Source organism: Ruegeria sp. HKCCA5839, assembly GCF_013035585.1.
Taxonomy (GTDB): Bacteria; Pseudomonadota; Alphaproteobacteria; order Rhodobacterales; family Rhodobacteraceae; genus Ruegeria.
This window is the reverse complement of the sequence record NZ_WQIE01000003.1, coordinates 549886-573258: the sequence shown is the minus strand read 5'-3', so window position 1 is coordinate 573258 and position 23373 is coordinate 549886. Positions and strand designations below refer to the sequence as shown.

General features: G+C 57.3%; 23 protein-coding genes and 2 pseudogenes. 8 read left to right on the top strand and 17 right to left on the bottom strand.

Annotation, left to right across the window (positions count from 1 at the left end):
- Positions 1-76 precede the first annotated feature (76 nt).
- Genes GOV38_RS12350 through GOV38_RS12340 form a run of 3 tightly spaced genes read left to right on the top strand, consistent with a single transcriptional unit; the run spans position 77 to position 2370 of the window.
- Entirely contained in the window at positions 77-901 is an 825-nt protein-coding gene (locus tag GOV38_RS12350) for a class I SAM-dependent methyltransferase (protein ID WP_171210100.1), read from the top strand.
- Positions 902-956: 55 nt separating this feature from the next.
- On the top strand, positions 957-1337 hold the full coding sequence (locus GOV38_RS12345) for a group 1 truncated hemoglobin (protein ID WP_171128433.1): 381 nt from the start codon (positions 957-959) through the stop codon (positions 1335-1337).
- A 4-nt stretch (positions 1338-1341) separates the two neighbouring features.
- Positions 1342-2370 carry an adenylate/guanylate cyclase domain-containing protein gene (locus GOV38_RS12340; protein WP_171210101.1) on the top strand — a complete coding sequence of 343 codons (1029 nt, stop codon included), beginning with the start codon at positions 1342-1344 and terminating at the stop codon, positions 2368-2370.
- Positions 2371-2393: 23 nt separating this feature from the next.
- On the opposite strand, the gene GOV38_RS12335 is transcribed toward GOV38_RS12340, so the two are convergent.
- A complete protein-coding gene (locus GOV38_RS12335) occupies positions 2394-4061 on the bottom strand; it encodes a winged helix-turn-helix domain-containing tetratricopeptide repeat protein (RefSeq protein ID WP_171210102.1) in 1668 nt (555 codons plus the stop codon).
- 61 nt (positions 4062-4122) lie between these two features.
- Between GOV38_RS12335 and mddA the strand changes: the two genes are divergently transcribed.
- Complete coding sequence (mddA, locus tag GOV38_RS12330) at positions 4123-4881, top strand: methanethiol S-methyltransferase (protein WP_171210103.1); 759 nt, start codon at positions 4123-4125, stop codon at positions 4879-4881.
- Positions 4882-5133: 252 nt separating this feature from the next.
- Here mddA and GOV38_RS12325 read toward each other — a convergent pair.
- The 6 genes and pseudogenes from GOV38_RS12325 to GOV38_RS12300 form a co-directional block, all read right to left on the bottom strand.
- Positions 5134-5838 (bottom strand): annotated as a pseudogene (locus tag GOV38_RS12325) (IS6 family transposase).
- A gap of 327 nt (positions 5839-6165) precedes the next feature.
- On the bottom strand, positions 6166-7170 hold the full coding sequence (locus GOV38_RS12320; RefSeq protein ID WP_371808544.1) for a LacI family DNA-binding transcriptional regulator: 1005 nt from the start codon (positions 7168-7170) through the stop codon (positions 6166-6168).
- 13 nt (positions 7171-7183) lie between these two features.
- Entirely contained in the window at positions 7184-7516 is a 333-nt protein-coding gene (locus GOV38_RS12315) for a hypothetical protein (protein WP_171210105.1), read from the bottom strand.
- Positions 7513-8400 (bottom strand): NAD(P)-dependent oxidoreductase, encoded by an 888-nt coding sequence (locus GOV38_RS12310; protein ID WP_171210106.1) that lies wholly within the window; start codon positions 8398-8400, stop codon positions 7513-7515. The genes GOV38_RS12315 and GOV38_RS12310 overlap by 4 nt, the downstream gene beginning before the upstream one ends.
- Entirely contained in the window at positions 8397-8897 is a 501-nt protein-coding gene (locus tag GOV38_RS12305) for a gluconokinase (RefSeq protein WP_171210107.1), read from the bottom strand. The genes GOV38_RS12310 and GOV38_RS12305 overlap by 4 nt, the downstream gene beginning before the upstream one ends.
- Positions 8897-9679 carry an SDR family oxidoreductase gene (locus GOV38_RS12300; RefSeq protein WP_171128416.1) on the bottom strand — a complete coding sequence of 261 codons (783 nt, stop codon included), beginning with the start codon at positions 9677-9679 and terminating at the stop codon, positions 8897-8899. The genes GOV38_RS12305 and GOV38_RS12300 overlap by 1 nt, the downstream gene beginning before the upstream one ends.
- A gap of 79 nt (positions 9680-9758) precedes the next feature.
- Between GOV38_RS12300 and GOV38_RS12295 the strand changes: the two genes are divergently transcribed.
- Both GOV38_RS12295 and GOV38_RS12290 read left to right on the top strand, forming a co-directional pair.
- On the top strand, positions 9759-10706 hold the full coding sequence (locus tag GOV38_RS12295) for a 2-hydroxyacid dehydrogenase (RefSeq protein WP_171210108.1): 948 nt from the start codon (positions 9759-9761) through the stop codon (positions 10704-10706).
- A gap of 20 nt (positions 10707-10726) precedes the next feature.
- Entirely contained in the window at positions 10727-11761 is a 1035-nt protein-coding gene (locus GOV38_RS12290; RefSeq protein ID WP_171210125.1) for an L-idonate 5-dehydrogenase, read from the top strand.
- Positions 11762-11776: 15 nt separating this feature from the next.
- Here GOV38_RS12290 and GOV38_RS12285 read toward each other — a convergent pair whose 3' ends face one another.
- Positions 11777-12196: a heme-binding protein gene (locus GOV38_RS12285; RefSeq protein ID WP_171097219.1), complete on the bottom strand. Its 420-nt coding sequence runs from the start codon at positions 12194-12196 to the stop codon at positions 11777-11779.
- A gap of 68 nt (positions 12197-12264) precedes the next feature.
- Here GOV38_RS12285 and gndA point away from each other — a divergent pair, with 68 nt between their 5' ends.
- Entirely contained in the window at positions 12265-13689 is a 1425-nt protein-coding gene (gndA, locus tag GOV38_RS12280) for an NADP-dependent phosphogluconate dehydrogenase (RefSeq protein ID WP_171210109.1), read from the top strand.
- Positions 13690-13705: 16 nt separating this feature from the next.
- Here gndA and GOV38_RS12275 read toward each other — a convergent pair whose 3' ends face one another.
- The 8 genes from GOV38_RS12275 to GOV38_RS12245 form a co-directional block, all read right to left on the bottom strand.
- The gene (locus tag GOV38_RS12275; RefSeq protein ID WP_171210110.1) at positions 13706-14629 is read right to left on the bottom strand and encodes an SMP-30/gluconolactonase/LRE family protein; all 924 of its coding nucleotides are present in this window, start codon (positions 14627-14629) and stop codon (positions 13706-13708) included.
- Between the two features lie 92 nt (positions 14630-14721).
- Positions 14722-14844 (bottom strand): hypothetical protein, encoded by a 123-nt coding sequence (locus GOV38_RS22475; RefSeq protein WP_256368660.1) that lies wholly within the window; start codon positions 14842-14844, stop codon positions 14722-14724.
- A 116-nt stretch (positions 14845-14960) separates the two neighbouring features.
- Positions 14961-16106 (bottom strand): substrate-binding domain-containing protein, encoded by a 1146-nt coding sequence (locus GOV38_RS12270; RefSeq protein ID WP_171210111.1) that lies wholly within the window; start codon positions 16104-16106, stop codon positions 14961-14963.
- An 84-nt stretch (positions 16107-16190) separates the two neighbouring features.
- Positions 16191-17321: an ABC transporter permease gene (locus GOV38_RS12265; protein ID WP_254430655.1), complete on the bottom strand. Its 1131-nt coding sequence runs from the start codon at positions 17319-17321 to the stop codon at positions 16191-16193.
- Positions 17321-18076: an ATP-binding cassette domain-containing protein gene (locus GOV38_RS12260; RefSeq protein WP_171128404.1), complete on the bottom strand. Its 756-nt coding sequence runs from the start codon at positions 18074-18076 to the stop codon at positions 17321-17323. Before GOV38_RS12260 ends, GOV38_RS12265 begins: the two co-directional genes overlap by 1 nt.
- 151 nt (positions 18077-18227) lie before the next feature.
- Entirely contained in the window at positions 18228-19265 is a 1038-nt protein-coding gene (locus tag GOV38_RS12255) for a substrate-binding domain-containing protein (protein WP_171210112.1), read from the bottom strand.
- Between the two features lie 56 nt (positions 19266-19321).
- The gene (locus tag GOV38_RS12250; protein WP_171210113.1) at positions 19322-20344 is read right to left on the bottom strand and encodes an ABC transporter permease; all 1023 of its coding nucleotides are present in this window, start codon (positions 20342-20344) and stop codon (positions 19322-19324) included.
- On the bottom strand, positions 20331-21860 hold the full coding sequence (locus GOV38_RS12245) for a sugar ABC transporter ATP-binding protein (protein ID WP_171210114.1): 1530 nt from the start codon (positions 21858-21860) through the stop codon (positions 20331-20333). Before GOV38_RS12245 ends, GOV38_RS12250 begins: the two co-directional genes overlap by 14 nt.
- Before the next feature lie 119 nt (positions 21861-21979).
- Between GOV38_RS12245 and GOV38_RS12240 the strand changes: the two genes are divergently transcribed.
- Positions 21980-23005: a LacI family DNA-binding transcriptional regulator gene (locus GOV38_RS12240; protein ID WP_171210115.1), complete on the top strand. Its 1026-nt coding sequence runs from the start codon at positions 21980-21982 to the stop codon at positions 23003-23005.
- Positions 23006-23193: 188 nt separating this feature from the next.
- Here GOV38_RS12240 and GOV38_RS22320 read toward each other — a convergent pair.
- Positions 23194-23343 (bottom strand): annotated as a pseudogene (locus GOV38_RS22320) (IS6 family transposase); the annotation flags it as partial.
- Positions 23344-23373: the final 30 nt, after the last annotated feature.

Here is a 23373-nt window from a genome sequence, read left to right as displayed (position 1 = left end):
AGGTCTTCTGCAAGTTTCAAATCCCGACTTTTGGCAAGAGTTGTTCCATTGAAAGCAAAATCAATGGAGACAGACAATGAATACAGCCACCTCACTTGCCGCCGCACCAGATCTGGCCGCGGTGAAGTCAAAACAACACGCTACATGGTCTTCAGGTGACTACGCCGCCGTAGGCACGACATTGCAAATCGTTGGTGAAACCCTTGCAGAGGCGATGGATTTGAGACCCGACGCCCGCGTTCTGGATGTTGCCGCCGGAAACGGCAACGCCACCCTGGCTGCAGCGCGGAGACACTGCAACGTCGTTTCCACAGACTATGTTACCAGTCTGTTGCGCGCGGGTGCCGCCCGCGCAAAAGCCGAGCAGTTAACCGTTGCATTTCAAGAAGCCGACGCAGAAGATCTGCCATTTGAACGGGCGACTTTTGATCACGTCACATCTACGTTTGGCGTCATGTTTACGGCCAATCAACGGGCAGCGGCCGGTGAAATGCTGCGCGTCTGTCGCAGCGGAGGCACCATCGGTCTTGCCAATTGGACGCCAGAAAGCTTCATTGGCGAAGTTTTTCGAACCATAGGGCGGCATGTGCCACCGGTTTCGGGCGTTCGTTCTCCGTTGGAATGGGGTACCGAGGCGCGTTTGCAAGAGCTCTTTGGGGCAAAAGCTCGAAAGATCGAAATCACAAAACGCCAATTCACCTTCCGTGAGCGTTCGCCTCAAGATTGGGTGGAAAGGTGGCGCGAGATTTACGGGCCAATGCACAAAGCCTTCGACGCCGTCGGCGAGCGCGCACCGCAACTCGCAGCAGATCTGATCGCAGTTGCACGAAATCACTCGACCGATACTCAGGCCATGATTGTTCCAGCAGAATACGCCGAGATCATCATTCACAGAGCATGAACAGCCAGCGGCCCGGCGGCAATTCGCCGGGCAAGCCATTCTCAGGAGATATTCCATGCTAGGGCAGACCGAATACCAAAGATCACTCCCGCTTTTTGACAAATATGGCGGCATGCGGGCTTTGCATTCGGTGATCATCAATTTCTATGATCGCGTGCTGGACAGCGATATTGTGGGTCCTTTCTTCGACAACGTTGATATGGCCAAATTGATTGATCACCAGATGAAATTCTTCGCGTCGATATTGGGGGGACCCGCAAAGTACACAGATCAACGACTGGTGAGTGCACATCGTCACATGGCCCTAACAAACGCGCAATTCGATGAAGTTATCGCGCTTTTGAGTGAGACGCTTACCGAAGCGGGCTTTGCTCCAGACGATCTTTCCAAAACGCTATGCGCCGTTGAAGCGCGCCGTTCGCTGATAGTTAGGTAGTTCCATGCAAATCCAAGAAATTAGTGCAAGCCTGCTTGGCTCCATCAATGTTGGAATCTGCATCGTCGACGCTGACACCGGCGTCATCGTTTCGCTGAACCAAACGTTTGAGACATGGTTCAGCGACGCGGCACAGGGTCAAGTTTTGAATCTGGGTACATCGTTCACATTGAAAGACCTGCCAAACAGGAAACCGGTGGAGGTTCGCACAAAGGTCAAACATCGAACACTGGTCGTTGAACTCAGTGCTCATGAAGCAGAATACGAGGGCAACACTTTGATTGTCATCGAAGGTCAAAACATTTCGCGCCTGCGCGAGACCGAAGCCATGATCGACAGCTATGCGTCCATGGTTGATAAGCGCACCCGCGAGTTGGAGCGAGAAAACCGGCGGGTTGAAAAACTGCTTTTGAATATGATGCCGAAATCGGTCTTTGAGGAATTCATGACATTTGGATGTGTGACGCCGCGGTTGTTCGAGCCTGTGACCGTCATCATGCTGGATTTTGTCGGGTTTACCAAGATGGCCGCAGCTGGCGATCCGAATGTAACGGTTTCCGAACTGAACTCAATTTTCACAGCATTCGATCAGATTGGTGAGCATCACGGCTGCGAGAGGATCAAAACCATCGGAGACTGCTATATGGCGGTGACCGGGTTACCGCATTCCACGCCAGATCACGCGCTTTCAGCCGCGCGCGTCGCAGCCAAAATGATGCGCTTTCTGGAGAGACGCAATCAAACGCACCCGCACACATGGCGCGCTCGTATCGGCATCGCCAGCGGCTCCGTCGTCGGCTCAGTGGTCGGTGTTCAGAAATACGTCTATGATGTCTTTGGCCCTGCGGTGAATATGGCCGCGCGTTTGCAGGCTCAGTCCAAGCCCATGGAGATCACGGTATGCGACACGATGCGCGACGAACTGATCGACGATTTCAAGCTCTGTGAGGCCGAGACAGTCTCCTTGCGTGGATTTGGCGATACGCGAATTGCGCGCATGAAACACTACCAACCAAACAGAAAGGTCGCTTGAGCCGTAGGCGCTGGATCTGAGTTTCAAAAACCTGCCTTGCGAAACGAGTTGAGCATGCGATCACGGTATGCCTGATCTTGCACGACACTTGCTTCTACAAGTTTCTCGGCAGTGGCATCCGGCCTCACGCTACGAACTTTTGCGGCCATGGTATGCATCCTGTCGGTCAGGTTAAGTTCGGCGGCACAGGCTAAGATCAATCGCGGCGCCCATGTCGAGCCGGGCGCTTCAATGTAACCTTGTTCCAGCAGAGATAAGGCATCTTCATATTCGCCCAATCCGTATCGGGCGGCGCCAATGCCAAAGTAATAGCTAAACCTCATCGGATCATGCGGGCTAAGACGCAAAGCTCTTTCATAGTTTGCGACTGCTTCGTTCATGTTCCCAGCAAAGGTTTCCACGGCTCCCAACATGGCCCAGGCCCAAGCCAGACTTGGGTCCAGCGCAAGGGCCGACTCAAGGTGATGGCGCGCTGCAGTATGTTGCCCTGCAGCCACCTCGGCCGTGGCTACGAAAGTCAGAACCAGTGCATCGCGTGGCGCAAGGTCAAGTGCGCTTTTGCCATGTTCCATCGCCTCTGCAAGTGCAGCCGGTCCGTCAGGGGCCCAGTCGGACATCGCCTGTTGTCCCAGGCACCACGCAAGCATGGCATGTGACAAGGCATGTTCGGGATCTGATACCAATGCACGTCGCAAATGGACCACGGCCTGCCGATTGTCATCCGCGTCCATCCGCATGCAAAGCGGTGTCGCTCGCAGGAGTTCATGATAGGCATCCGTCAAGTCAGCCTCGGCTAAGGCGCGTTGCACTTCAACCATCATGATATTCGGGACGAGGCGGCCCAGAATGGCCGCAACCACCAGGTCTTGCGCCTCAAAAGGGTTTTCAAGCTGCCCTTCAAAACGATCTGCCCAAACCTCTGCCTGCCGTCCGGCATGCAACAAAGAAGCATTTAGGCGAAACGCATTCCCCGCAAATCTCAGCTTGAAGCCAAGCACGTACCGAACACCCAATTCTGCGGCGGCTTGCTTTGCGTCATTCTGGCCAGAGTAACGCGCGACATAAATCGTTCCCACCCGACCAATGGCTGCGCTAATATCGTCCTCCAACCCTTCGCCAAAGGCCCGTTGAGCATCTGTTGGATGCACCATTGTGGTTGCCATGATGGCAATGGAGGGCTGCGATAAAACCGCTGCAGAGCCGGTCTTGTCATGCCTTTCCTCGACCGTGCCAACAAATTGGAACCCGTGCCCGTGCACAGTTCGGACCAAGGCCTGCCGCGCGCCGTCATCTCCAATCGCCGCTCTGACCGCTTTGACGCGGCTGCTGAGAGCTGCATCTGAAACGATCCTGCCTTTCCAGATCACCGAAAAAATCTCATCCTTCGACACAACACGATCACGGTTTTCAATGAGATGTCGAAGCAGCGCAAACACTTGCGGCTCGGTAGCAATTGGAACGTCTTCCCGCGTCAATTGCAGGCGACTTGCGTCCAGAACGTACTGATCAAATGCATATTTCACCGGGTAATTCTGCGCGAATTCAGTTTTTTCGTAAAGCGTGAACGCAAATCGCGGCACCCATATGGCGCTGATTTCGCACCCAAGCAATGCGCTTTGGCAGCGGATGGTCCGCATGATCGTCAAGTCTTCAGAAAATAACCAGAAAACCTCCATGAAAGGATCAAGCATCGCATCATCCGGCTCGGGCAAACAGGGTTCATCTGAAACAAAATGAATTGGAGCGTGACTTATGAACCGCCCTGGCCTGATCTTATATGGCGCTGTTGCCTATGTTCTTTTCAATGTGGCCTTTCTGTACATGATCGGCTTTCTCCTGCAACTGCCTGTTCCGAAGGCGATCAACGATGGGACCACATCCGCTTGGCCCGTCGCCGTCGTCATCAATTTCGGGTTGATCTTCCTCTTCGGCTTTTTTCACAGCCTCATGGCGCGACAGGCGTTCAAATCCTGGTGGACGCGGATCGTTCCTGCCGATGCAGAACGCAGCACATATGTGTTGCAATCGGCCCTGTTTCTGATCCTGGCCATGTGGCAGTGGCGCCCGTTGCCCGAAACGATCTGGATCGTTGATGGCGCTTTGGCTTGGCTGACCTATGGCATCTGTGCACTTGGTGTCTTTCTGGTTTTGCTTTCGACCTTTCTGATCGATCATTTCGAGTTGTTTGGCCTGCGGCAGATTTGGACCGCGAACAGATCGCAACCTATGCCCAAACCACATTTCAGAACGCCCGGGCTTTATCGTTTCGTGCGTCACCCGATGCAGTTTGGTGTCATTCTAGTCTTGTTCGGCACTCCACACATGACCGTTGGTCACGCGCTCTTTGCCGGGCTGATGTCGGTTTACGTGATGATCGGCCTATGGTTCGAAGAAAGGTCTCTGGAACGCGAGTTTGGCGATACGTATCGCGCGTACCAGGCGATGGTTCCCATGCTGATCCCGCGCCTGAAGCCCTTGCGTTCGAGTGATCTGGAAACGCAACACGGCTGAGCCTTCCCGGACTCCTGATCGTTCTGTCGGAACACCGGGAGTCCTTTCATTGGCAACTCACCACTATGCAAGCCAATTGCGCTACTTTCCCGTCGTCAAAGACACGTTGCATCTAGATTTGGCAATCAAGGGTACATAGTTGTTTCGCGACAAGATAGATGAGTACCTTCGTTCTGAAGAATTTAAAGGGCTCAGAGAAGGTGCTGTCAGACAAACTCGAACGAGTCTCAGCCAGGCCGGTAGCCCTGCCCTTTATGCCACACCGAGTTCGCGCCACTTGGCGAGAGCGGCGCTGCGGGTTAGCTTGAGGATCTCTCGTTTGGCTAGCGATCTTTCCTGATTGAACTGGTAGTAGACGGAGGAACGGACGGCGGCGAATTTCTGTAAACTTCGCATGCGTCTGAAACACTGCATCGCGCGTTCTCGTCGCCGGAACGGAGGTGCGGGTTCTCAACGCGGTTATTGAGCTATCTGCCCTTCTGCTGTTTTTCGGTAGTTCCAAGCTCTCTAAGAACCGCCCGACACGATGCGAAGCGATCTGAGACAACGGTTTTCGCTTTACCGTGCCGTTTCGTCAATTTCTTAAAAAATTTCAGTGCTACAGCTTGGTTTCGGCGTTTGGCAACAACGGCTTCCACCACCTCGCTTTTATGATCTCCGGCATGACAAAGATAGTGCCGCTTACCGTTCACCTTCACAATGACTTCGTCAAAATGCCACTTCCATTTTGAGCGTGCAGGCAATTGCTCGACTCGCTTTTTTTGATCTCCGAGACAAACATCGGGTCGAAACGGTTCCACAAATATCGGACGGAATGTGGCTCACCTCAATCCACCGTTCGTGCAATAAGCCTTCCACATTTCGAAGCGAAAGCGGAAAACGGATATACAGCATCATGGCGAGACGGATGATCTCGGGACTGGTTTTGAAATACTCGAAGGCGGCAGGTTTGGTCATTCCCAGTCGCTACGCAACACCCCTGCCCTGCTCAAATAAAATTAGTCTGACAAGTCCCATTCCTGCATTGCTTCGGCAGCGAAGCCCAGTCTTATGTCTGTCTGGATGTATTCCGGAAAACTGGGCCTCAGGAGCAGCGGATAGATCGCTTCTAGGACATCTTCTGCTTCAATCTTTGTCCGGCCGGTTACAGCCGACGCCTGCTACCTGAACTCTTCAGAACCGTCAGCATCTTGTAGCTCCGCCCCCCTACTGAGCTTAGCAAGCTTTCGACGGATGCTGCAGACACTGGGGCTGCATCCGCTGCGCTCGGTTTACCGCTTGCACCTAACCAGTCGTCTTGCGCACCAACAGTCGCGGAGTCAGCGTTTCGATAACCGCGTCTTGCGCGCTTATTCCCGACAGGATCTCGCTTGCACATCTGCCTGTCAGTGTTCCGATCTCTTGCGCGCCCACATCCAGCGTTGTGATACTTGGTCGGCTGATGCGCGAAATCTCGAAATTGCCAAACCCGGTCACCGCGATATCCCCTGGGATTGTCAGGCCGAGGCATTCGAGCGCCATCATGGCACCAAAAGCAACCGGGTCGGACACACAGACAAGCGCATCAAGCCCTCGAATTCGGTCGATTTCGCGCATGACCAGTTCCAAGCCAGAAGACATGGTCGCAGGCGCGGGTCCGATCTGAAGGTCAAGCACCTCGGGCAGACCAAGCTTGCGCGCCGCTTTGATCGTGCCCAGACGGCGCTCGTGGCCCCGTGCGTCGGTGTCCGCTGACGCGCCAACAAAACCCAATCGCTGACGCCCGCTCTGCGCCAGATGGTCAACAATCAACCCCATCGCGTCCGAGTTGGAAAACCCGATCACATGTCCAATCGGCGCCTCGGGGATGTCCCAGATTTCAAAGACCGGGATCGAGGCTGATTCCAAAAGCCTTCGCGTGGTATCGGTATGGGTGCCACCGGTCAGGATCATCGCATCAGGTCGACGCGCCAGCAGTTGACGCACCATCTGTTCTTCCCGGACCACATCGTAATTGGTGATCCCAAGCAGCAATTGCAGATCGGTTTCGGCCAGAGATTCGGTCAGTGCTTTGTGGGTCGTCGCGAAATTCGCGTTGTTGATCGACGGCAGTGTCAGCGCCAGAAACCCGCTGCGCTGTGCCCGAAAGGCCTGCGCCGTAGTATCATAGACATAACCAAGCTTGTCGGCCACATCCTGAACCATTTGGCGGGTCTTGGCATTGACCGAGCCATCGGATTTTAGCGCACGCGAGACCGTCATCGGAGAAACGCCCGCCTCTTTTGCGATATCCCGCATTGTAACGCGCACGCTCAATGAAACCTCACTCGTTATAAGCGTTCAGTTCGGTGACATGATGGTGGATCTTCCCCACAAAGAATTCGGACACGATGTCACCGGTAACATCCTTTGACTGATAACGGGCTGGAGATTCAAGGGCTTCTTCCATCGTTTTCTGATCAGGATAGGATATCGCAAGGATCAAAGGAAACTCGGGCGCGCCCGCGTCGCGATCTTCGCCGAACATCACGCGCACGCCCAGATTGCCAGTGAACTGTGTCCAAAGCGGAACAAGCCGGTCCTGCACCGCTTGCCGAAAGGCTGCGGTCTGGCCGTCCTTCACGGACCCCTCAAAAAGAGCAAAGCGCGTGATCATTCCGGTATCTCCTGTTTTGCACCGCTGAAAAATTCCATCACCGCGGCCTGATCCTCTCCTCCCAGACCGGCAGCGGTCAGCATCCGGTGGATTTCGGTGCAGAGCGCCGTCATTGGCATCGATGTACCCGTATGCCGCACAAGATCGTTCACCATGTTCAGGTCTTTGACCATGTTGTCGATCCGCCCCGTGCGACGGTAATCTTTGGTGGCAAAGCGTGGCATATACTCCTGCAACAGCGCACTGTCCGCACGCCCGCCCTTGAGGGCCACGGGGATCTTGGTTGCGTCAACGCCCGCGTCCAGTGCAAGCTGCGTCGCCTCAGCAACGGCAAGAAATCCCAGCCCACAAAGCACCTGGTTGATCATCTTGGTGGTCTGCCCCGCCCCAGGACCGCCCATATGGGTCATATTGGCGGCAACATCCGACAGGATTGCCATCGCGCGGTCCACATGATCGGACGCACCGCCCAGCATCAAGGTCAGCTCTCCGATCAACGCCTTTGGGGCGCCGCCGGACAGAGGACTGTCCACCCATCCCAACCCTTGCTCATCGGCCATATTGGCAAATTTGCGCGTCGCTTCGGGGTCGATGGACGACATATCGATAATCAAAGCGCCGGTATCCGCGCCTTCCGCGATCCCGTCTTTGCCAAAGGCCGCCAGACCCACGATCTTTGAGGCATTCAGGCTGGTGATCGTGGCAGCCGCACCGCTGGCGGCCTCGGCAGCGCTTGCCGCAGCCGTTGCGCCTTTCTCGACCAATGCGGCGACCTTATCCGGGTCGAGGTCAAAAACCGCAAGCTGATTGCCCGCCTCCAAAAGCCGAGTGCCGATGGCACCTCCCATGGCTCCGGCACCAACCAGGGCCAGTTTCCGTGTCATATCAATGTCTCCCTAATGTAGGATTCTGATTGCCCCACCACCGCTGGGAACGGGCGGGCAATACTGATCCGCGTACCAAGCTCACCTGCGGCCAGCCCTTCCAGCGCGTCAAACTGGCTTTGCAGCAAAGACGGCGGCATGAAATGCCCCGCCCGCGCACTGACCCGCGCCAGCATCACTCGTTCGGCCGCATCCAGGTGCAGAAACCGGACCGGTTCGGCCACGCGTGCGCGGATAATGTCGCGATAGGATCGTCTAAGCGCAGAGCACCCGACAACAACCGGGCCCGGTGTCTGTGCAAGCACGTCCCCGACCTGTTCCAGCCAGGGCGCGCGATCGGCATCGTCCAACGCCTGGCCACTTGCCATTTTGTCGATATTGGCTTGTGGATGCAGGTCGTCACCGTCGACAAACGTCATATCACAGGTGATCGACAACGCACGGCCAATGGATGATTTTCCGCATCCAGAGACCCCCATCAGAACATAACAACGCATCACAGCGACGCCGTAATGCCGCCATCCACAAACAGCGTATGGCCATTGACAAAGCTCGACGCCTCCGACGCCAAAAAGACCGCCGCGCCCACAAGTTCCTCGACCTTGCCCCAGCGTCCGGCAGGGGTGCGGTTTTCCAACCAGGCGCTGAACTCGGGGTCGCTGACCAATGCCGCGTTGAGCGGGGTGTCAAAATAGCCCGGCGCAATGGCGTTGCACTGCAACCCGTGTTTTGCCCAGTCGGTAGCCATCCCCTTGGTCAGGTTCGCAACCGCACCTTTGGTGGCTGTATAGGGGGCGATGCCCGGGCGGGCCAAGGCCGTCTGGACGCTGGCGATATTGATGATCTTGCCCGCTTTGCGCCCAATCATGTGCCGTGCACAGGCCTGCCCAACGTGAAACACGCTGGCGACATTGGTCTGCAACAACCGGTCAAACGCGTCTGCCGGAAAGTCCTCCAGCGGGGTGCGGTGCTGCATACCGGCATTGTTGATCAGGATGTCGATGGCACCCTGATCGGCCTCGAACCCGTCAATGGCTGCGCGCACCGCATCATGATCGGTGGCGTCAAATGCAAGCGTGGCAGCCCCTTCGATCTGCTCAGCCGCAGCGCTCAGCTTGGACAGATCACGCCCATTCAGGACAATCTGCGCCCCCGCGCGCGCCAAACCCTGCGCCAAGGCAAAGCCGATCCCCTGCGACGATCCGGTGATCAGCGCGCGCTTTCCCGCGAGTGAAAATAAGTTTGTATCAGGCACCCTGACCTCTCCTTCCTTGCGCATATGGAATGCGCCTTGTCAGATCATTTTGTTACCGATAACATGATACCGGTACCATAGTTTGTCAATACAGGATTCTCAAATGGCCAAACCCGTAATTCTGCAAGTCGGACCCTACCCGGATTGGGATCAAAACCCAATCGATACTGTCTTTGACGCAAAACGCCTGTTCGAAGCGCCAGACAAGGCCGCGTTCCTGGCCCAGCATGGCCCAAATGTGCGCGCCATCGCGACCCGGGGCGAGTTGGGCGCGGATGCCGACATGATTGCGGCCTGCCCACAGCTGGAGCTGATCAGCGTCTATGGCGTGGGCTATGACGCAGTTGATCTGGACGCGGCCAAAGCCCGGAACATCCGCGTCACAAATACGCCGGATGTTCTGACCCAGGATGTGGCCGACCTGGGTGTGGCGATGATGCTGTGTCAGTCGCGCGGGATGATCGGGGCCGAGGCCTGGGTGCGCGACGGGGATTGGGCAAAACAGGGGCTCTACCCGCTCAAACGTCGGGTGTTCGGGCGCAAGGCCGGTATCCTTGGGCTGGGGCGGATCGGGTTCGAAGTGGGCAAACGGCTGGCTGGTTTCGACATGGACATCGCTTACAGCGACATCGCGGCCAAGGACTATGCCCCCGATTGGACATTTGTGCCCGACCCGGTTGAACTGGCGCGGCACAGCGACTTCCTCTTTGTCTCCCTGGCCGCCTCTGCCCAAACACGCCATATCGTCGGCGCAGATGTGATCGACGCCGTGGGGCCCGACGGCATGATCATCAATATCAGCCGCGCCTCGAATATTGATGAGGATGCTCTGATCACCGCTCTGTCAGAGGGCCGTCTCGGCTCTGCCGCTTTGGACGTGTTTGAAGGCGAGCCCGCGCTTGATCCCCGTTTTCTTGATCTGCCCAATGTGTTGTTGCAACCCCACCACGCCAGCGGCACTATCGAGACACGCAAGGCCATGGGGCAACTCTTGCGCGACAACCTGACGGCTCATTTCGCGGGCCAACCCCTTCCCACCCCGGTTATCTGAGGTCGAAAATGCCTGACATGATGAAAGCCATCGTTGCCCATGCGGCCAAAGATCTGCGCATCGAAACGCGCGAAATCCCAAAGCCCGGCCCGGGCGAGGTTCTGATCCGAATGGCGCGCGGCGGCATTTGCGGGTCGGACCTGCACTATTACAATCACGGAGGTTTTGGCACGGTCCGCCTGAAAGAGCCGATGATCCTGGGCCATGAGGTTTCGGGCACGGTGCAGGCTTTGGGCCCCGATGTTACAGGGCTCGCCGCCGGAGATCTGGTCGCTGTATCGCCGTCGCGCCCATGCTATGACTGCACATATTGCCTGGACGGGGCTCATAACCACTGCTTGAAAATGCGCTTTTACGGCTCGGCCATGCCCTTCCCGCATATTCAGGGCGCATTTTGCGAATATATCGTTGCCGATGCCCGTCAATGCGCCGTCGCCACCGGCCTGACAGCGGGTGAAGCGGCGATGGCTGAACCGCTTTCCGTGGTGCTGCACGCGGCCAGACGCGCCGGTGACCTTATGGGCAAAAAGGTTCTGATCACGGGATGCGGGCCAATCGGCCAGCTTGCGGTTCTTGTGGCCCGCGCCGGCGGGGCCGCTCGGATCGTGGCCACCGACATGACCGGATTCACGCTGGACATGGCCAAAGCGGTGGGCGCTGACATCGTGCACAACATCGCAACCGACCCAAACGCGCTCGAGGCCTATGCCGCTGACAAAGGCTATTTTGACCTGCTGTTTGAATGCTCGGGCGTCGCCGCAGCGCTTGCTGGCGCGGTTCCGGTCCTGCGACCGGGCGGTGTGATAATGCAGCTTGGGCTGGGCGGCGACATGTCCTTGCCTGTTCAGGCCATGACCGCCAAAGAGCTTGAGTTGCGCGGATCCTTCCGGTTTCACGCCGAGTTCTTCACCGCCGTTGAACTGATGCAAAACAAACGACTGGATGTGACGCCCCTGATCACCCAGGCCCTGCCCCTGGACGAGGCCATCGCCGCGTTCGATCTCGCCTCTGACCGAACAAAAGCCATCAAGGCGCAAATCGCCTTCGATTCCTGATTGGCCTGCGCCAGTTCAGATATCCGCACCCACAGCGCGCAGCGCGGCACAGGCAACATCGTTGTCCTGATCCGGGCTGCCCGACCCAACACCGATGCCACCTACCAAGACGCCCCCCATGCGGATCGGAAGCCCTCCGCCTAGACCGGTCACAGCGCCCTGAGTCGCCGCTGCGATATGTGGCCGGACCGCTTCGGGGATCGCATCCGAAGGCAATCCGATGGACGCCGCCGTCCGGGCCTTGGCCCGCGCGCTCAGGCGGCTGAGATACTTGGCATCGGTCATGCGAATCTCACCCAGCGTCTCACCGCTGGCATCGACGACGATGATACATTGCGGTTGCCCGATCTCCTCAGCCCGTGCGATAGCAGCGCCCAGCATTTTCATCACCGCGAAATGGCTTAGTTTCAGAGTTTCAACCGTCAGAGCATCCATACCGCTTTTCCTTTTCTATCGACAATGGTACCGGTATCACAGCTCACGCAACCAAGGAAAGAACACAGATGACAGCGCATGCCGATTTCGGACTGATTGGGTTAGGAACAATGGGGGCGATGCTGTCGCTAAACATGGCCGACAACGGGTTCCGCATCGCGGTCCACAATCGCACCACCTCGCGCATCGCAACCTTCATGGACGAGGCCGGAGAACTGGCCAGCAGGTTTGTGCCCTGTGACACACTTGAGGCTTTTGTCGCCGCGCTCAAACCGCCGCGCAACATCATCCTGATGGTGCCGGCTGGCGCGCCCGTGGATGACCAGATTGAAGCGCTGCGGCCCCTGCTGGACTCGAATGACCTTATCATTGACGCGGGCAACGCAAATTTCCACGACACCGTGCGCCGTGCCAACAAGGCGGAACAAGACGGGCTGCCGTTTCTGGGCATCGGTGTATCCGGTGGGGCTGAGGGCGCGCGTTTTGGCCCGGCAATCATGGGCGGTGGCCTCAAGGCGGCCTGGGACCGGGTCGCGCCCATGCTTTCGGCCATTGCAGCGCAATACCAGGGACAGCCCTGTGCCACCTGGATGGGCCAGGACGGCGCCGGGCATTTCGTGAAGACCGTCCATAACGGGATCGAGTATGCCGATATGCAGCTGATCGCCGAAACCTATGGGATTATGCGCGATGGGCTAAACCTGTCCTCCAGCGCCTGTGCCGAGATTTTCACCGCCTGGAACGAAGGTGCGCTGCAAAGCTATCTGATCGAAATCTCTGGCAAGGTTGCAAACTCTGTCGATCCCGCCACCGCGCAACCGATGCTGGATGTGATCCTGGACAGCGCAGGGCAAAAAGGCACCGGTCGCTGGACCGTGATCGAGGCACAGATGCTCGGCGCTCCGGTCACGGTAATCGAAGCTGCGGTTGCGGCACGCAATCTGTCGGCTGGTAAACCCCTGCGCCAACAAGGAGAACGCCTGTTCACCCCCGCCGAGCGCAGCTTGCCGACAGACACCACGCTGAATACGGATGATCTGCGTGATGCGCTGACTGCAGGGAAGATTCTATGCTATGCGCAAGGCTTTGATCTGCTTGAAAAGGCAAGCGATGACCGCGGCTGGAACCTGCCAATGCCCGACATCGCCAAAACCTGGCGCGAAGGCTGCATAATTCGGTCATCCATGCTGAACGACATGGCAACCGCGCTTGAAGCAAAGCCCGCCAACCTGATCTTTGCGCCCTATTTTGCCGATCTTGTCAGTCGCACCCTGCCCGCGCTGCGCAAGGTGGTGGTGACCGCCGCCGGGGTGGCCATTCCGGTGCCTGCAATGGCCGCTGCGCTCAGCTATTTCGACACGATCACCCAGTCACGCGGAACAGCCAACATGATCCAGGGTCAGCGTGACTTTTTCGGCGCACACGGGTTTCAGCGGACCGACCAAGAGGGAACGGATTTCCATGGGCCTTGGTTGAATCAACACCTTAAATGAGGCGCTTGGCGCCTCATCAAACTGGCGAAACACCATTCACGTTCAGGTAAACCGAATAAAGCGATGTGGTTCCGCAAATGAACAGCCGGTTCAGCTTTGCGCCACCAAAACAGACATTCCCGACCATTTCGGGGATCTTGACCTTGCCGATTAGCTGACCCTCGGGGCTTAGGCAGTGCACCCCGTCAGCGGCCGAACTCCAAATCCGGCCGTCAGTGTCCACACGGAACCCGTCGAACAGGCCTACGGTGCATTCGGCAAATACCTCACCGCCTGAGAGCGTACCATCCGCGTTCACCGAGTGGCGACGAATGTGCCTGGGGCCACCTTCATCGTGGGTCACACCTGTGTCGGCAATATAGAGGCTGCTTTCGTCCGGCGAAAAGGCAAGCCCGTTGGGTTTGAGATAATCGTCAGCAACACGCGCGATTTCCCCCTCGGGCGACACGCGATAAACATGGCACCCGTCCTGTTCAGGCTCTGCGCGGTCGCCCTCGTAATCCATCAGGATCCCATAAGAGGGATCGGTGAACCAGACCGAGCCATCGGATTTCACCACAACATCATTGGGTGAGTTCAGACGCCGCCCCTCAAACTGGTCGGCAATCACGGTGATCGACCCGTCATGTTCGGTGCGCGTGACGCGGCGGGTCAGATGCTCGCAGGTGACAAGGCGCCCCTGCCTGTCGACGGTCTGGCCGTTCGAATTGTTTGAAGGTTGCCGGAACACCGAAACCGACCCATCCGTTTCATCCCAGCGCAAAATGCGATTGTTGGGAATATCGGACCACAAAAGATAACGACCCGCCGCATGCCATACCGGCCCTTCTGACCAGCGCGCACCGGTGCATAGGCGCTCGACCCGGACGTGACCGACAAAGCAGGCCTCAAACGCCGGATCGATCACTTCGAACCCGGTTCCTTCGATAACACCAAACATTCAGTCTTCCTTCTCGTCCATTAAGGTGTTGCCGTAGCTAGGCTCGCCCCAACTGATTGATTTAGATGATTTCCCGGGCTGTTCGGGCCAGGCTACCAGATGGCCTGATTTGTCTTGTTGGCCCAGCGGCAAGGTTGCGACAGGATACCGGCGATGATCGACCCGGCACGAAGAGACCGACCAGGATCTGCGGCAGACAATCTTCGTTCTGTCATCGTGGCTTCTTCATTGCTTCCAGTCCGGTTGCGAGCGGACAATTTACTGCACCCATCCCGCTCAGATCACGCCATCAGACTTAACCTGAAGGGAGGGGTGCTTCTGTTACACGAACTCAGCGTTCCAACGCGCCAATTCCTGAAAAGCGGAACGCTTCTTGTTGCAGCGCGTCAAGTTCCTCTGCCGACATCTGGTCATGAGCGACCGTAATCCGCCCGAGGAAGACAAGCGGCAACTCGCTTGCGCGATCCTCAAGATCCGCTTTGATCGCCTCGGCTGTCGCAGCGCCGACATCATCGCCCATGCGCATCGGTGTGGCGTCCAGCTCTCCGCGTCGGATCGCATCCAGCTCAAGCCCCGTGCCACCCCAACCGGTCGAGAAGATGTCTTTCTCTTTCCCTTGCGACAGTTGCGCCTCTACGCTGCCCATTGCCATCGCTGTGTTGGCGTTGTGGATGATAGTGGCCTCGGGATAGGCCTGCATAATAAGCGATGTGCCTTCGAACCCGCCTTCTCGCTGATACTCGCCATAATGCTCGTAAACGGTGGTCCAACCGGCTTTGTCTTCCACGCAGGCTTTGAAGTCACCCGAGCGTTGATTGTCAGTAATGCCCGGAATGCCACGGTTCATGGCCATGGTTACACCTTCTCCCAAGCGGTCAATCATGTAATCGCACATGGTCAGTGCGCCCGCAGCCGACGAGAAGTCGAACCACACATCGGGCTGGTTCGCTAGATCCTTCAGCGGTGTGTGGAATGCCCAGACAAAGGTGCTAAAACCATCATTGCCCGCCAGCTTGTCGATATTGTCCGCCTGAATTTCCAGCTCGGAGGGCCCGAAGATCACATAGTCATACAGGTCCGCATCCTGTTCGACCTGGTTTGCGTAGGTCGACTGCAGCGAGTGTTCGATCTGACGTGACGCGAATTCGGTGGTCTCATAGGCGATGCCCAACTGATCCAGACGTTTGGTCAGCGCCAGATAGTTGCGCGCCCAAAAGTCCGACGTATCCGCCGAGGGATAGATCAGCGCGATTTGAATTGGGTTTTCCAGCGTACCGCTGAACGGCACCGCCTCGGAACCGACAACCGCTTGTAAGGCTTCCAGCTTGCCGTCCGCATTCACCTCATCCGGCACCCAATAGTTGCGCTCGGCGATATCTGGCAGCTCTTTCAGCGGCAGCTTACCATGGCCGTCCGCGCTTGCCGCGGCAGACCATGCTACGCTTGTCATCAACGATACAGTGGTTAAAAGTCTCATGATGGTTCCTCCCTTTGCATGAGAGCGGAGCCTAAGCCGGGCTCGGGGCTGCACCCCCGACCCGGCAACCCCGCATGATGCCGGTTAGCCGCTTGGTGCAGCCGATCCGGAAAACAGCGCCCCAATCGCCAACAGAGCGATCAGAATACCGATAAGAGCTGCAGAAAAACGCAGCATTTTCTGACCTTCAGGGGTTTGAAGACCGGCCAGCCAGCCCCCTGCCCCATCGCGGTCTTTCTTTTGCATCCAGGCATACAGCGCCACAGAGCTGACGATCACAACGCCCGAAGCCACAGATTGCCAAAAGAACTCGATCCGAAGTGTGACCAATGCGTTGATCATCATGCTGAGCAGAAGAACACCCGCGAATGAGCCGAGCATAGACGCCCGGCCCCCGAACAGTGATGTGCCGCCTACAACCACAGCCGCAATCACATGCAGGTTGAAATATGGCGCAGATGTCGCCTGAATGGCGTTCAGCTTGCCTGTCAGCATAACACCCGCCAATGCAGCACAAGCCCCGCACAAAACATAGGCGTAAACCTTGTGACGGTTGACTGAAATGCCCGTCAGCTCTGCCGCTTCGGGGTTCGACCCTATTGCGATGGTGTAACGTCCGAAATAGGTGCGCTTGAGCACAATATAGCCCCCGACCATGGTCGCAATTCCCAGAACAACCGGAATCGGAATAAAGCCGGGGATCTGGCCGCGCCCGATCTCGGTCAGGAAATCGGGGAACCGGGCCAGCACCAGCCCCTTGGCAATCACCAGAGCAAACCCGCGATAGACCAGATCCATCGCCAGTGTCCCGATCAAGTCGGGCACATTGAAACGGGTGATGATCAAGCCGTTGATCAAGCCCATGATCGCACCCAAAGCAATCGCAATCGGAACCGCGATATAGACGCTGAACCCGTATTGCTTGATCAGAAAGGCCATAAGGATGCTGGACAAGGCAGCGATCGAGCCGATGGACAGATCAATGCCGCGCTGCGTGATGACAAAGGTCATCGCCATTGCCATGGGCATATATAGGGCTGCATCAAGCAGTATGAGGTTCAGGTTCGTTGCCCGGAAATACCGCGCAGGTTCGGCAATACCCATGAACATAAGGATTGCCAAAATCATCACCATCGGGCCGATGATCGCAATATAGGGCTCCAAACGCTCGGTGAACGGTCGAGAGTCTGACATATGTGTATCTGTCTGAGCCATCAGGCTGCCTCCTCAGCGCCGACGATCATGCCCAGCACTTCCTGTGTATTGCTTTCACTGGTTTTTACGACGCCAACCCGCCGCCCGCGCCGCTGAACATGCACTCGATCGGAAACCTGAAACACGTCATCCAGCGAGTGGCTAATAAGGATAACGGCGATGCCTTGGGCTTTGACCGTTTCGATCAGTTTCAAAGTTCGGGCCGTTTCCTGCGGGCCCAGAGCCGCAGTCGGCTCATCCATCACAAGCACACGCAGGTCGTCATGATAGACCGCGCGCGCAATCGCCACCGCCTGACGCTGACCACCCGATAGGCTTTCGGTGGGCGCATCCATGGATTTGAGCCGCACGCCCAACCGTTCCATTAACACCCTCTCGGTTTCCGAGCGCATGCGCTTGTTGTCCAGAAACGTGATCCCTGCGACTTTGCGGGTCAGCTCATTGCCCAGGAACATGTTTGCAGCAGGATCAAGGTGATCGGCCAATGCCAACGTTTGATAAACCGCATCGATCCCCATCGCAGTGGCCTCGGCATGGCTGGAAAACCGTACCGGCTTATCATCAAGAAAGATATCTCCCTCGGTGGGTTGATAAACACCGGTCAGAACCTTGATTAGCGTTGATTTGCCAGCACCGTTGTCCCCGACGATGGCAAGCACTTCCCCGGCATAGGCGTCCAGATCAACATTGCTCAGCGCTGTCACGCCGCCAAATCGCTTGGTTATCCCGCGCATCTTTATAAGTGGCTCAGCCATAAGAAAGATACCCCTTCTGAAGGCGGTCGCCATCTGTCGGCCACCACCGGTTTCACCTGGCCAGAAGCCGCGTTTGCGCTGGCTGACCGTGTTTCTATGTGTATTGGTTCAAACCGGCCCCGATCCGCAGACCGAGACCGGGGGGGAGAAGCTAGTTGCCCCAGATCGCCTTGTAGGCTTCGCGATAGGGCGTATCGGGATCAAACGCATTGCCCTCGATCTTGTCCAATCCGGCCTTGGTCACCAGCGCAGGCGAGGTAACATAACCTGAACACGCCTCGCCCTGGATCGCGCGGTTCAGCTCATCCACCAGTTGCCAACCCTGCAGGTTCAGCGGCTCGGCCACAGTGATCGTCTGGTAATTGTCCGACCGGATCCGCTGGAACGAGGCCTCAGATCCGTCCCCCGCAGACCCCGCTTGCGGCCCGCTGGCGCTGTCGATCCCCGCCGATGCCAGCGCCGGGCCCATGAAGTCAAAATAGAGATCGTTGATCGCCAGCGCATGGGTCCAGCTGTCGCCGTATTTCTGCAACAGTGATGTGGTCAGCGGCCCCATCCGAGATGAAGTATCAGCAATGGGCGTGTCCACATATTCCAGCACCTTGCCGCCGCCAGCTTCGATCACCTCTTGCAACCGGTCCGCCTTGTCGATGGCAATCTGATAGGTCGAGTCGGTAAAGATCACCACACCGATATCGGTCCCGCCATCCTCAAGCGCCCATTCGGCGGCCACTTCGGACACGGTCATCGCGTCGGTCGACACGTTGGCAAAGATCCCGCCGGGCGCGTCGCAGCCGATCACGGGTCCAGAATGCCAGGCGACCATCGGAATGTTGGCACCGGTCACACCTTCCAGCGCGGCCTGCTGCTCGACAGCGTCAAAACCGTTGATGATGATCCCGTCGGGTTGCAGTGCCAACGCCTGACCGATTGCCGCCGTCCGCCCCTGGATCGAGCCCGCTCCATCCAGAACACGAACCTCCCAGCCAATAGCGGCTGCGGCTTCCTCAACACCGCTGGTGACCCCTAGGATACCGCCGTTTTTCAGATCACCCGCAAGCACCACGATCGATTTGCCATCAGCCGCCGCAGGGCCGGTTGTCGGACCATCCCAGGGAACTTCGGCAAGGCTGGTCCCCGCCAACATCGTGCTGGCCAACAGACCCGCCATGAATGTTCTTTTTTGCATCAGATTTCCTCCCTTTGCATAGATGTCGCCCACACCCCAAGGTGCGGCGGTTTGCTTCAGCGCTTGGCTGCACCCTTTCTGCGCTGTGCGTATCCTGCGATGCCGATGGCGATCAGCAGGGTAACCCCGTTGAAAAGCGGCTCGACCCAGAAAGAGCCGCCAAATTGTTGAATACCGGAAATGCCCACGGCCAGAATGGCGACCCCGACAACCGTGCCCCAAACATTTACCCGACCGGGTTTGATCGTGGTGGAGCCAAGGAAGGCACCGACAAGGGCGGGCAATAGAAACTCCAACCCGACCGAGGCCTGACCGATCCGCAGTTTTGACGCCAGGATCACACCGGCCAGCGCCGTCATCGTGCCCGATGCCATGAACGCGCCGATAACATATTTGCGGGTCGGAATGCCGTTCAGCTGCGCTGCACGCTGGTTTGCACCAATGGCATAGAGATAGCGGCCCACCGGCGTGTATTCGAGCACGATCCACAGCACCAATGTGATGGCCAGCAGATAAAACCCGGTAATCGGAAGCCCGAAGACAAAGGTTGTCGATAGATCATAGAACCCTTCGGGCAGTGCGCCCACCATCTGCCGTCCGCCGGTATGCCATAGCGCCAGCGCATAGAGAACGGTGCCGGTGCCCAGCGTGGCGATGAAACTGTCGATCTTGGCAACTTCGACCAGCATGCCGTTCAAAAACCCGGTAAAGGCCCCTAGAACCAGAACAATCGCAACCGCGATGGGCCAGGGCAGACCAAGCATGGTCTGCAAGCTGATGGCCAGGATGTGCCACAAAACGATGCCGTAGCCCACAGTCAAATCGATGCGCCCCGCCGCCATCGGGATCATCGCCCCCAGCGACAGCAAAGCAATGATCGCTTTGTCCGAAATAATCGCCCGCAGGTTCAGCATCGTCGGAAACGTGTTCGGCAAAAGCACCGAAAAGAGGCCAATCAGGAAGACAGTCAATAGGACCAGACCGTAAACCGGTAGAAACCGCATCACCCGTTTGCCAAAACTCAAACCTTTCAGTTCGGCCTTTGTGGGTTCCAAAGCGCTGCTTTCAAGCGACTGCATGCGAGATATCCTTTCCTTGCCCGGCGTTGCTCGCCGATGCGGATTGAATGAGGTTTTCCGTCGATAGCCGGGTGCCACTCAGCTCTTCGACAATCTTGCCCTGGCTGAACACAATGGCACGGTGGCAGATCGTGGCGATCTCTTCGAAATCGGTCGAGACGACCAGAATGCCCACCCCCTGCCCTAACGCCTTGTTCAAAAGCGCATAGATTTCCGCCTTGGCCCCCACATCTACTCCAGCGGTCGGGTCTTCGCAGATCAACAGCTTGCGTTGGGTAGCCAACCAGCGCCCGATCACCACCTTTTGCTGGTTTCCGCCCGACAAGGCTTCGATGGCCAGCGTCGGATCATTGGGCGACAGGCCCAGTTCAGCACCAATGGCTTCAGCCTGTTCAGCCTCGCGCGCCGGGGTCATGAAACTCAGCAATCGGCGCCCCAACCCGTCAGGGTTCAGAAATGTGTTTTCCCGGATGCTCAGGCTCATCGCCACGGATTCTTCGGTTCGGTCCTTGGCCACCAGACCTATTCCGGCCTGCATGGCCGTTTTCGGCGATGTAAGATCCGGTACCTCACCGGCCAGCAGAACCTGCCCGTCATGCGGCTCGACCCCGAACAGTGCGCGCGAAACCGCCTCGTGCCCGGCCCCGCGCAAACCGACAAGGCCAACGATCTCGCCTTGCCGAAGCTCGAAGTTCAGCGCGGTGACATCACCGGCCGAGAAATCCGTCAGCGACAGGATGACATCGCCCGGCGGGGTCTCGGACTTAACAGTGGCCCGCGTTTTGCGACCCACGATCTTCAGCACCAGCTCTTCCGGTGTCGTGTGTTCGATACTTCGGATCCCAACCATTTCGCCGTCTCGCAAAACGGCCACACGGTCGGCGATCTTAAAAATCTCGTCCAGGCGATGGCTGACATAGATCATCCCCACGCCTTTCTCCCGCAAAGGCCGGATTGCCGCGAAAAGCCGCTCTACCTCGTCCGCAGGCAACGACGCGGTCGGTTCATCCAGAACCAGAAACTCGCTGTCCACGGCCAATGCCCGCGCAATCGCCACCAGCGACTTTTCGGTCCGCGAAAGATCCTCAACCCGGGTCGTGGGATCAAAATCACAATCTACCCGCGCCAGCGCATTTCGCGCGAACCGCTCAACATCCTTCCACTGGATCAGGCCCGACTGTTTCTTGAAGCCAAGCGCCAGCGCAATGTTCTCGGCAACCGTCATCCACTCGATCAAACCAAGATCCTGGTGGATGAAAGCCACTTTCTGACGTTCACCAAATCCGGCAGGCCGATGATCATAGGGTTGACCGTCAATCAGAACACGGCCCGAGTCCGGTTTGTGGATACCACCCAGAACTTTGATTAGTGTCGACTTGCCTGCCCCGTTCTCGCCCAGAAGCGCAACAATCTCTCCGCGCTCGACGGCCAGCGACACGTCGCGCAGCGCATATGTCCCACCGAAATGCTTATCGATGCTGTCAAACAACAGACCACTATGACGCTGCTTGTTCATTTGTCCTCCCCACGACACGGCATTTGCTTTTCGACAGCGTTACCCGTAACGTTCCGATAGTGTTCGAGGAAAACTCCGCGCAGTCAAGAAAAAAGTTACCGGTAACGTAATTTGCGAAAATGACAGAAAAACCAAGCAAAACCAACAAGGTAAGCCTAGCCAAAGTGGCCGAGGCGGCGGGCGTTTCAAAAATGACCGCCAGCCGAGTCATACGGGGTGAAGGGGGCTATTCGGAAAAAACCCGCGACAAAGTGATGGCCCAGGTGGACGCTCTGGGCTACTTGCCGAATCGGCTTGCGACCGTTTTCGCCGGGGATCGTTCCTCGACTTTTGTAGGCGTCTCGATACCGGATCTGGGCAACGAGGTCTTTGCTCAGGTGCTTGAAGGCATCGACCAGAAACTGGGGTCACACGGCTATCAAACCGTCCTGGGGCTGACACAACATACGCTGGCTGAAGAAGAGAAATGGATCGAAACGGTCCTGTCCTGGCAACCCGCCGGGCTTATTCTGACAGGCCGGTCTCATTTGCCCCGCGCAACCGAGATGTTGCGCAACGCAGGAATTCCGATCGTTGAAATATGGGACCTGAATTCCAGTCCCCTAGACATCAGCGTCGGGCTTGCGCATTTCGACAGCGGCTTCGAAATGGGGCGCCACTTGATCGGGCTGGGATACCGAAACTTTGGCTATGTCGGCACGTCGCATGATACAGCGAATGCGGCGTCCAGGCGTCTGGACGGGTTCACCAAAGCGATAACCGACGGGGGCGGAACTCTCACCCGGCAATTCTGTCTGCATGACACGGCCAGCTTCTACCCAGGGTACTACGGTACCGAACAGTTGATCGCCACCGGGGCCATTGTCGAATGCGTCTTCTATCAAAATGACTCGATGGCGTTTGGCGGCATGCAGTATTGTGATCGAATTGGCCTGTCTGTCCCCCAAGATATTGGCATTGCCGGCTGGGGTGACATGCCGATTTCATCTGTGCTGAAAGCCAGACTGACGTCCATCCACGTCCCACACCTTCGGATCGGCCAGGCCGCCGCACAAGCGCTGGTTGCTCGGCTGAACGGAGAAGCGGTGAAGCCTTGCATCGACGTGGGTTTTCACCTCGTCCCTGGGCGGACTGTGCGATCTTAGGTGTTGCTCTCTCCTAGAGAAACACAACCAAGTTGGATACCTAACATTCCAGTTTGTTTTGCCGCGTGGGTCGATGTGCATTCGAAACCACTGCAGAGGCGGTCTTTACATAGGTCTGTGACGGGTGCTGTCAGACGAATTCGAACCAGTCTCAGTTCGCCGTAGAAACCGCGAACCGGTCCAGAACAAAGCTGACGCCACTCGGCGAAGGCGGCGGCCAGGGTCAGCTTGAAGGAGTTTCGGCTAGTGAGCGATCTTTCCCGGTTGAATTGGTTGTAGACGGACGAATGAACGGTGGCGAATTTCTGCAAACTTCGCATGCGCCTCAAACCTTCCATTACGCAATCAACCTATTCTGTCCCATGGAT

Excerpts from the sequence above, each read along its gene's own strand:
- GOV38_RS12350 (WP_171210100.1), top strand. The coding sequence starts at position 77 with ATGAATACAGCCACCTCACTTGCCGCCGCACCAGATCTGGCCGCGGTG.
- GOV38_RS12310 (WP_171210106.1), bottom strand. The coding sequence starts at position 8,400 with ATGACACGGAAACTGGCCCTGGTTGGTGCCGGAGCCATGGGAGGTGCC.
- GOV38_RS22475 (WP_256368660.1), bottom strand. The coding sequence starts at position 14,844 with ATGACAGAACGAAGATTGTCTGCCGCAGATCCTGGTCGGTCTCTTCGT.
- GOV38_RS12255 (WP_171210112.1), bottom strand. The coding sequence starts at position 19,265 with ATGCAAAAAAGAACATTCATGGCGGGTCTGTTGGCCAGCACGATGTTG.
- GOV38_RS12295 (WP_171210108.1), top strand. The coding sequence starts at position 9,759 with ATGGCCAAACCCGTAATTCTGCAAGTCGGACCCTACCCGGATTGGGAT.
- mddA (WP_171210103.1), top strand. The coding sequence starts at position 4,123 with ATGAACCGCCCTGGCCTGATCTTATATGGCGCTGTTGCCTATGTTCTT.
- GOV38_RS12260 (WP_171128404.1), bottom strand. The coding sequence starts at position 18,076 with ATGGCTGAGCCACTTATAAAGATGCGCGGGATAACCAAGCGATTTGGC.
- GOV38_RS12285 (WP_171097219.1), bottom strand. The coding sequence starts at position 12,196 with ATGGATGCTCTGACGGTTGAAACTCTGAAACTAAGCCATTTCGCGGTG.
- GOV38_RS12315 (WP_171210105.1), bottom strand. The coding sequence starts at position 7,516 with ATGATCACGCGCTTTGCTCTTTTTGAGGGGTCCGTGAAGGACGGCCAG.
- GOV38_RS12340 (WP_171210101.1), top strand. The coding sequence starts at position 1,342 with ATGCAAATCCAAGAAATTAGTGCAAGCCTGCTTGGCTCCATCAATGTT.
- GOV38_RS12300 (WP_171128416.1), bottom strand. The coding sequence starts at position 9,679 with ATGCGCAAGGAAGGAGAGGTCAGGGTGCCTGATACAAACTTATTTTCA.
- GOV38_RS12345 (WP_171128433.1), top strand. The coding sequence starts at position 957 with ATGCTAGGGCAGACCGAATACCAAAGATCACTCCCGCTTTTTGACAAA.
- GOV38_RS12290 (WP_171210125.1), top strand. The coding sequence starts at position 10,727 with ATGAAAGCCATCGTTGCCCATGCGGCCAAAGATCTGCGCATCGAAACG.
- GOV38_RS12275 (WP_171210110.1), bottom strand. The coding sequence starts at position 14,629 with ATGTTTGGTGTTATCGAAGGAACCGGGTTCGAAGTGATCGATCCGGCG.
- gndA (WP_171210109.1), top strand. The coding sequence starts at position 12,265 with ATGACAGCGCATGCCGATTTCGGACTGATTGGGTTAGGAACAATGGGG.
- GOV38_RS12305 (WP_171210107.1), bottom strand. The coding sequence starts at position 8,897 with ATGCGTTGTTATGTTCTGATGGGGGTCTCTGGATGCGGAAAATCATCC.
- GOV38_RS12270 (WP_171210111.1), bottom strand. The coding sequence starts at position 16,106 with ATGAGACTTTTAACCACTGTATCGTTGATGACAAGCGTAGCATGGTCT.
- GOV38_RS12265 (WP_254430655.1), bottom strand. The coding sequence starts at position 17,321 with ATGGCTCAGACAGATACACATATGTCAGACTCTCGACCGTTCACCGAG.
- GOV38_RS12245 (WP_171210114.1), bottom strand. The coding sequence starts at position 21,860 with ATGAACAAGCAGCGTCATAGTGGTCTGTTGTTTGACAGCATCGATAAG.
- GOV38_RS12335 (WP_171210102.1), bottom strand. The coding sequence starts at position 4,061 with ATGCTTGATCCTTTCATGGAGGTTTTCTGGTTATTTTCTGAAGACTTG.
- GOV38_RS12250 (WP_171210113.1), bottom strand. The coding sequence starts at position 20,344 with ATGCAGTCGCTTGAAAGCAGCGCTTTGGAACCCACAAAGGCCGAACTG.
- GOV38_RS12240 (WP_171210115.1), top strand. The coding sequence starts at position 21,980 with ATGACAGAAAAACCAAGCAAAACCAACAAGGTAAGCCTAGCCAAAGTG.